Origin of the sequence: Pararhizobium antarcticum (assembly GCF_001885585.1) — a bacterium.
In the GTDB taxonomy this organism is placed as follows: Bacteria; Pseudomonadota; Alphaproteobacteria; order Rhizobiales; family Rhizobiaceae; genus Pararhizobium; species Pararhizobium antarcticum.
The window spans coordinates 1-7127 of record NZ_LSRP01000153.1; the positions used below are offsets into that span (position 1 = coordinate 1).

8 protein-coding genes are annotated in these 7127 nt (G+C 60.8%); 5 read left to right on the top strand and 3 right to left on the bottom strand.

Features of this window, described 5'->3' with window-relative positions:
- Nucleotides 1-283: 283 nt before the first annotated feature.
- A complete protein-coding gene (locus tag AX760_RS25820) occupies nucleotides 284-730 on the bottom strand; it encodes an iron-sulfur cluster assembly scaffold protein (RefSeq protein ID WP_071835887.1) in 447 nt (148 codons plus the stop codon).
- A gap of 330 nt (nucleotides 731-1060) precedes the next feature.
- Between AX760_RS25820 and folE the strand changes: the two genes are divergently transcribed.
- The 3 genes from folE to AX760_RS25835 all read left to right on the top strand — a co-directional run bounded on the left by folE (nucleotide 1061) and on the right by AX760_RS25835 (nucleotide 3336).
- Complete coding sequence (folE, locus tag AX760_RS25825; protein ID WP_071835888.1) at nucleotides 1061-1678, top strand: GTP cyclohydrolase I FolE; 618 nt, start codon at nucleotides 1061-1063, stop codon at nucleotides 1676-1678.
- Between the two features lie 27 nt (nucleotides 1679-1705).
- The gene (gene hisI, locus AX760_RS25830) at nucleotides 1706-2158 is read left to right on the top strand and encodes a phosphoribosyl-AMP cyclohydrolase (RefSeq protein ID WP_071835889.1); all 453 of its coding nucleotides are present in this window, start codon (nucleotides 1706-1708) and stop codon (nucleotides 2156-2158) included.
- Between the two features lie 209 nt (nucleotides 2159-2367).
- Complete coding sequence (locus AX760_RS25835; RefSeq protein ID WP_071835890.1) at nucleotides 2368-3336, top strand: patatin-like phospholipase family protein; 969 nt, start codon at nucleotides 2368-2370, stop codon at nucleotides 3334-3336.
- Nucleotides 3337-3417: 81 nt separating this feature from the next.
- Here AX760_RS25835 and AX760_RS25840 read toward each other — a convergent pair whose 3' ends face one another.
- Nucleotides 3418-3846: a CBS domain-containing protein gene (locus AX760_RS25840; protein ID WP_071835891.1), complete on the bottom strand. Its 429-nt coding sequence runs from the start codon at nucleotides 3844-3846 to the stop codon at nucleotides 3418-3420.
- A 243-nt stretch (nucleotides 3847-4089) separates the two neighbouring features.
- Nucleotides 4090-4818, bottom strand: coding sequence for a rhomboid family intramembrane serine protease (locus AX760_RS25845; RefSeq protein WP_071835894.1), 729 nt, complete (start codon nucleotides 4816-4818; stop codon nucleotides 4090-4092).
- Nucleotides 4819-5377: 559 nt separating this feature from the next.
- Between AX760_RS25845 and AX760_RS25850 the strand changes: the two genes are divergently transcribed.
- Together AX760_RS25850 and AX760_RS25855 are read left to right on the top strand one after the other, a co-directional pair.
- Entirely contained in the window at nucleotides 5378-6007 is a 630-nt protein-coding gene (locus AX760_RS25850; RefSeq protein ID WP_071835892.1) for a PAS domain-containing protein, read from the top strand.
- Nucleotides 6008-6085: 78 nt separating this feature from the next.
- Entirely contained in the window at nucleotides 6086-6694 is a 609-nt protein-coding gene (locus AX760_RS25855; protein ID WP_071835893.1) for a PilZ domain-containing protein, read from the top strand.
- The last annotated feature ends 433 nt before the right edge of the window (nucleotides 6695-7127 follow it).

Genomic DNA, 7127 nt, shown 5'->3' on the forward strand with positions numbered 1-7127 from the left:
CCGGCGTCTTCTTGAACGGACCGGCATAGTTGCGGCCGCGATAGGGGCGCGGGGTGCTGGGGTCGATATGGTTGTGTTTGGGGTTGTTGCACATCAGCGCAAACCGCTTTCCCTCTTCTCCCCCACGGGGAGAAGAGCCGAGCGAAGGCGAGGCGATGAGGGCGCGCTTCGGCGCAAAGCCGGAGCCAGAAAGACGTGGCCTTCGGCCCCCCTCATCCGGCGCTTCGCGCTACCTTTGGCGGGAAGGCCGCAGCGGCGGAACAACGGGCGCGCCGCCAGGCGCCTAGCCGGCATTTTCAAGCCGCTTCGCCTCGATCTGTCCGATCGCGTCGACGACGGCGTCGAAGGTCAGGAGGGTCGAGGCATGGCGGGCCTTGTAGTCCTTGACGGGTTTGAGGAAACGCATGTCCTCGAAACGTCCGTTCGGCCCCTCGCCATCGGCCTTCAGCATGGCGAGCATGTCGGCATGCGCCTGTCGCAGTTCGAGGGCCGTGGCGCCGACCACATGGCGGGCCATGATCGACGACGAGGCCTGGCCAAGCGCGCAGGCCTTGATCTCGTGGGCGAAGTCGCTGACCGTCTCGCCCTCCATCTTCAGGAAGATCTTGACCCGGGAGCCACAGAGCTTCGAATGGGCGCTCGCCTCCGCATCGGCATCGTCGAGACGGCCGGTGCGCGGAATGTTGCCGGCGAATTCGAGGATCCGGCTGTTGTAGATGTCATCGATCATGGGTCGCGATCCGTTCAATATTGCGCGTTTTGGAATGATCCGGGCATGATTTTTTATCGTAACCTGTAAAAAGACACAGTGTCTCCCAAAGCGTGTCTTTCACATGTGTCATGGCCTATTATATGCTATGTTGTGTGTGGGCGAGCGGTTCGCAAGAGCGACCGGGCGCCTGTTGTTTGGGAAACCGTGCCAGACGGTCTGATGGGTGAAGCCCTTCAAGCCGGAAAGCCCCGGAGCCCGCCGACGGAAACACGACCCGGATCAAAGGGTCGATGGCCAGTGGCGAGTTGTCCGATAAAGATAAACGCCGCATTACGCCAAGAGGCCATCATGGACGCCATAGTCAAGAATTTTCCTGCCCTATCCGGCACCGACGGCCGCCCGAGCCAGAAGGAAGCCGAGGATGCGGTTCGCGTCCTGTTGCGCTGGGCCGGTGACGATCCGGAGCGCGAAGGCCTGCTCGATACGCCGGCCCGCGTCGCCAAATCCTACAAGGAGCTGTTTTCCGGCTATGATCTTGCCGCCGAGGACGTGCTCGGTCGCACCTTCGAGGAGGTCGGCGGCTATGACGACCTCGTGCTGGTCAAGGACATCCCGTTCTTCTCCCATTGCGAACACCATATGGTGCCGATCATCGGCAAGGCGCATGTCGCCTATCTGCCCGATGGCAAGGTTCTCGGCCTGTCGAAGATCGCCCGCGTCGTCGATATCTACGGCCGCCGCCTGCAGACCCAGGAAACCATGACGGCCCAGATCGCCAAGGCGATCGACGATACGCTACAGCCGCGCGGCGTCGCCGTGATGATCGAGGCCGAACATATGTGCATGGCGATGCGCGGAGTCCAGAAACAGGGCTCGACAACGCTGACCACCACCTTTACGGGTTCCTTCAAGTCCGATCCTGCCGAGCAGGTCCGGTTCATGACCATGCTCCGGGGCTGGAAGTAAGCTCCGTCACCAAAGGAGCCTATCCCGATGCCCACCGTCTTCGCCAGCCCCTCCTCCGACAAGGCCGAACTGGAAACCGGATCGGCCTTCACCCCGCGCTTCGATAGCAACGGCCTGATCACCGCCGTCGTCACCGATGCCGGCGACGGCATGCTGCTGATGGTCGCCCATATGAATGCCGAGGCGCTGGCACTGACCCTCGACACCGGCATCGCCCATTATTACAGCCGATCGCGCAAAAGCCTGTGGAAAAAGGGCGAGACCTCCGGAAACCTGCAGAGCGTCGTCGAGATCCGCACCGATTGCGACCAGGACGCAATCTGGCTCAAGGTCACGGTCGCCGGCCATGCGGCAACCTGCCACACGGGCCGGCGCTCCTGCTTCTACCGGACGGTCGCAGCTGCCGATGGCCAGGCGTCGCTTGACATCGTCGACCACGAGCAGCATTTCCACCCCGACGAGATCTACGGCAAAAATTAAGCATCTGACGCATTTTGGTTCAATTTTTAACGTTATTCATGAATTCGCAACCAGACCGGCGTGTAATCTGATTGAAGCGGGCGGTTCCCAAGGGAACGGGGAACCGAAGAGCGAAAGCGCAGAATACGCAATGATCGCACGGGCTGTGCGGCCATTGCAAAGCCGGGAAAATGGTCCCGGCGAAGCGTTCTGCCGCATGGAGGTGCCGAATGTTGAACTGGACATTTAATCGCAGCGGCACGACCGCAGATGCTTCGGCCCCCGGTGGGCCCTCTTTGACCTTGACCCCTCCGCCGCCCATCGAAGCAAAACCGGCCAAGGCCAAGATCGCGCTGGCACTCGGCGGCGGTGCGGCCCGCGGCTGGGCCCATATCGGCGTGCTGCGCGCCTTCGACGAGGAAGGCATCGATGTCGGCATGATCGCGGGCACTTCGATCGGGGCGCTGGTCGGCGGCTGTTATCTGGCCGGCAAGCTCGACGAACTCGAAACCTTCGCCCGCTCTTTGACCATGCGGCGCATTGCCGGCCTGCTCGATTTCGCGATCGGCGGCGGCGGGCTGTTCGGCGGCCTGCGTCTGACGCGGCGCATGCAGGAACATCTGCAGGACATGACCATCGAAGGCCTCGACCGGCCTTTCGTGGCGGTGGCAACCGAGGTCAACAGCGGCCACGAGGTCTGGATCGGCCAGGGCTCGCTGATCACCGCGATCCGCGCCTCCTACGCGCTGCCGGGCATTTTCGAGCCGATCAAGTGCAACAACCGGACGCTGGTCGATGGCGCCCTGGTCAATCCGGTGCCGGTCTCCGTCTGCCGCGCCTATGAGCAGCCGCTGGTCGTCGCCGTCAACCTGCACTATGATCTCTACGGCCGCTCTGCCGTCATCAAGCACAATGCGAGCGTCCTGCCGATGGACACATCGCGCAAGCCGGCGCCGGCGGAGCCCACCTCGCGCCTCGGCATGACCGGCGTCATGGTGCAGGCGTTCAACATCATCCAGGATCGCATTTCACGCGCCCGCCTTGCCGGCGATCCGCCGGACCTGGCGCTGCATCCGAAGATGAGCGACATCGGCCTGTCCGAGTTTCACCGCGCCGGCGAAGCCATCGACCGCGGCTATCAGGAAACCAAGGCCAAGCTCAGCGAGTTGAAGCGCCTTCAGGAAGTCATGATCCGGTAGCCATACCCGCAGCAGACGCGCCGCTCTGGACGGCGGCCGCTGCAGGACGGACAGCAACGGATGGCGACGACAGGCCGGACCTCAGCCGGTGATATAGGCCTTGATGTGCTCGGCCTCCTGCTCGATCGCCCGAATATGGTTTTTCACCGCGTCGCCGATCGACACGATGCCGACGAGATGACCGTTTTTCTCCACGGGCAGATGACGCGCACGGCGCTTGATCATCATCTCCATCAGCGCGTTGATGCTGGTTTCCTCGGTGCAGCAGTAGACATTCGACCACATCACGGCCGAGACAGACTTGTCGAGACAGTCGGCGCCGTATTTCGCCACGGACGCCACGACGTCGCGTTCCGTCAGAATTCCGGCGATGCCCCCCTTTGCGTCTACAACAACAACCGCACCAATATGATTGTCGTGCAGGAACGTCGCAGCCTCCCGCACGGTCACCTGCGGACCGACGGTAATGACGTTGCGTCCTTTTTCATCGAGAATATGCCGTACAGACATCCGAAATCTCCCATTTGACAGCATCATGCGTCTGGCCGGGCGATCATGGTAGCAAAGCTGCACACGCAAGTCCGTTGCAGGCTTCGCCCGATCGGCGGTCACACCCCGGCGCGTTCTCCTCAACGCGCAAGGGCCCTACCCGGCCCCCGGAGAAACGGCACTGCAACAGCCTTGCCCCGGGTCGCAGGATGGTGCGCTACCCCGGATCGGAAATCAAGCGCCGTCGCTCGCGGCCCGGTGCTGCTATCGGCGTGGATCAAACAGGCTAAAGAGGAAGAAACCGAAGAGAAAACCGCCAATATGGGCTTCCCAGGCGATTGCGCCTGCCCCACCCACCGCAAACAGGCCAAGACCGATCAGGAGGTTGGTCAGAAACCAGATGCCCGAAAACATCAGCACCGATCGGTTTGACAGGGCTTCACCGATCGACAGGCGACGGTTCAGATGGGCGAACTGCCGACTGATCCGGCCGCTGGGGGAAAACACAAAACGCGCCGCCGCCCCCATCAGGCCAGCGACGACCCCGGAGGCGCCGACGACAAATGTCATCTCGCCCCAATGGAAGACAACATGCAGGGCGACCGCCGCACCGGCGGAGAGACACCAGAAGACGGCCAGTCGCACAAGCCCGATCCGGCGCACGACCGGAGCGCCGAAAGCAACCATCCAGAAACCGTTGAAGATCACGTGTTCCCAACTGCCATGCAACAGCGAATAGGTGATGGGGCTCCACAACCAGGCCATGCTTGTGTTGAGCAATGCATACGTAACACCACTGGTGTCGTAACGCGCCGGCAGGAAAGCAAAATTGAAGAGGATATCCGCATCAAGCGCAACGGGCAGAAGATATGTCCTGATCGCATGGATCGCCACGAGCACTACGAGGATGACGACGAGGCTTCCCGGCAGGTTGAAGGCCGGCTCGCGCAGCGGCGGCGCGACAGCTTCCTCGGGAGGACCATCGCTCGTCATCAACGGCTGGTCTGCAGGCTGTGGGACATCACCCTTTTGATCGGTCATTTTTTCTCGCGTTTTTCTTCGGAATCCGTGCTGGTTCCCATCAAAGTAAGCGGCTGTTTCAAGTGCCACCGCAGGGGGCGATACAGTCGACCGTCGGAACAGGGAACTCTTTAATTAGCCATTGAGCGCAGATTTAGGCGGGACACGGCAAAACGTCCAGCACGCGAAACGTTCTTTAGAGCGGCCTTAATCAAGTCTTGACGTCGATCCGAAATGGCCAGTTCAGCGCCCTGCCCGAAAGCAGCACGCGGCACTGCGCTTAAAAAAATGGCCGTTCAGTCAGACTGAACGGCCGGTGAGCCCCCATTACCCCGAGCCCGAATTTTGTGCTGAAGGACAACCCTTCGAAGTGCTGTCCTTTGATTGCCACGACGATCTGGAAACGGCAATGCAAACCATTGGTTAACCTTAATTTCCCGCTGGCACGGAAATCGCGTGGGGGAGCCCAGAACGCCCATCGACAGGGCGATATGTGCCATGACGGCACAGAGGCTTGAATATGGAATATCGCATGCGCAGCAAGACAACAGCCGACATCTACAGTTATTGGGACACGTTGCGCGGACATCGTGACGTACCGGGACGTGCCCAGATCGAACCGGCAGATATCCGCCACATCCTGCCCGACCTGTTCATACTGGAGTCCAAGCCCGAGAAAGGCATCCGTTTTCGCCTTGCCGGAACGCATATCTGCGCGCTGTTTGCACGAGAACTGCGCGGCAGCGCGTTCGACGCACTCTGGCTGGCGGACCAGACCAGCCGGATGAGCCGGATCGCAGCCGAGGTTATGAAGCGCAGGACACCGGTGATCCTGTCGGCAACCGCGCTTGCCGGAGCGCGCGAACGCCTGCCGATCGAAGTCATTCTCCTGCCGTTGCGCTCGCCGGACGGCGCGGTAGACCGGGTCATCGGCGCGATCGCCCCGCTCTCGCGCCCCCACTGGCTGAATGCGACCCCGCTCAACTATCTCGATCTTTCGGGTATTCGCGTTCTCGATACGGCGAAAACCAATGTCTTCCTGCAGAACCGACCGGAAATTCCTGTCCCGCCGGTGGCCGGACGGCACCGGCAGGACGGAATCGGCAATGCCATCCGCCGTGTTCTGCACCTGCGCGTATTCGAAGGCGGCCGGCAGGATTGAGCCTACAACCACAAACGTTCTATTAACCCGCGCGGGTGTATGCTTCAAACTTCGGTGAACGTGTCATCAGAGTGATCAATGTATTCGTTTCAGCAAGCACAGAATACCGGCACAAAACAGCACAGCGAAGGCGCGTTTCAACGCGTTTCCGTCAACCTGACCGGCCGCCTCATGCTCGCCAATCACGACGAGTATGATTGCACCGCCGTCGACATGTCGCCGGGCGATGTCGTGTTCACCTGCGATGCACGGCCGCGGGCCGGCGAACGCATCATTGCCTATGTCGATCACGTCGGTCGGCTTGAGGGCAATGTCTCGAAACTCGCCGACAACGTCTTCGTCATCCAGATCAATGCAACGGACCGCAAGCGTGAAAAGCTCGCGGCGCAGTTGACCTGGATTGCCAACAAACACGAACTTGGGCTGCCGGAAGACCGTCGTCACGATCGACTGGCGCCACGTAAGATCCGCACCGAAATCACCCTCGACGATGGCAGCAAGTACACCTGCCGCCTGATTGACCTTTCGCTGTCCGGCGCCGCCGTCGACATCGAAACCCGCCCTGCGATGGGCGCAGCCATTCTGCTCGGCAGCATGAAGGGCCGGGTCGTCCGCCATTTCCAGGAAGGCGTGGCGATCGAATTCCTCGGCATCCAGACGCGCGAGACGCTGCGCGAATTCCTCTAGCCCACCCGACACATAACGACCTTCCTTGAAACCGCACCGCGTCGATCGGCGCGGTTTTTGTTTGTGTCCGGCTCTTCCGTCGCCGATCCGCTCTTCAAAACACACATACAGGCCAGTGCCACTGCCGGGCGGCCCCTTCCCCCGTCCCGAAACGGCACATCTGCGCCCTCGTCGACCGGAAAATTATCGCCGGAGGCTTTCGGCGCGCGTTGAATTGAATCTTTTTCGTGGCGCTTCAAAAATATTTTTGCTTATTTTCAAGCGCCATTTCCGGCTATACTCGACTTGAAGCAGCAATACCTGTTTCTACGCAGCACCAACCTGCCGCATTTTATCCGCGGGGCATTGCCCAGACACAACCCCAACGTCTGGTCCTCGCAAAAGCAAATTCATATTTTCTCAAATAAAATCAATTGCCTAGGGCAGTCACACG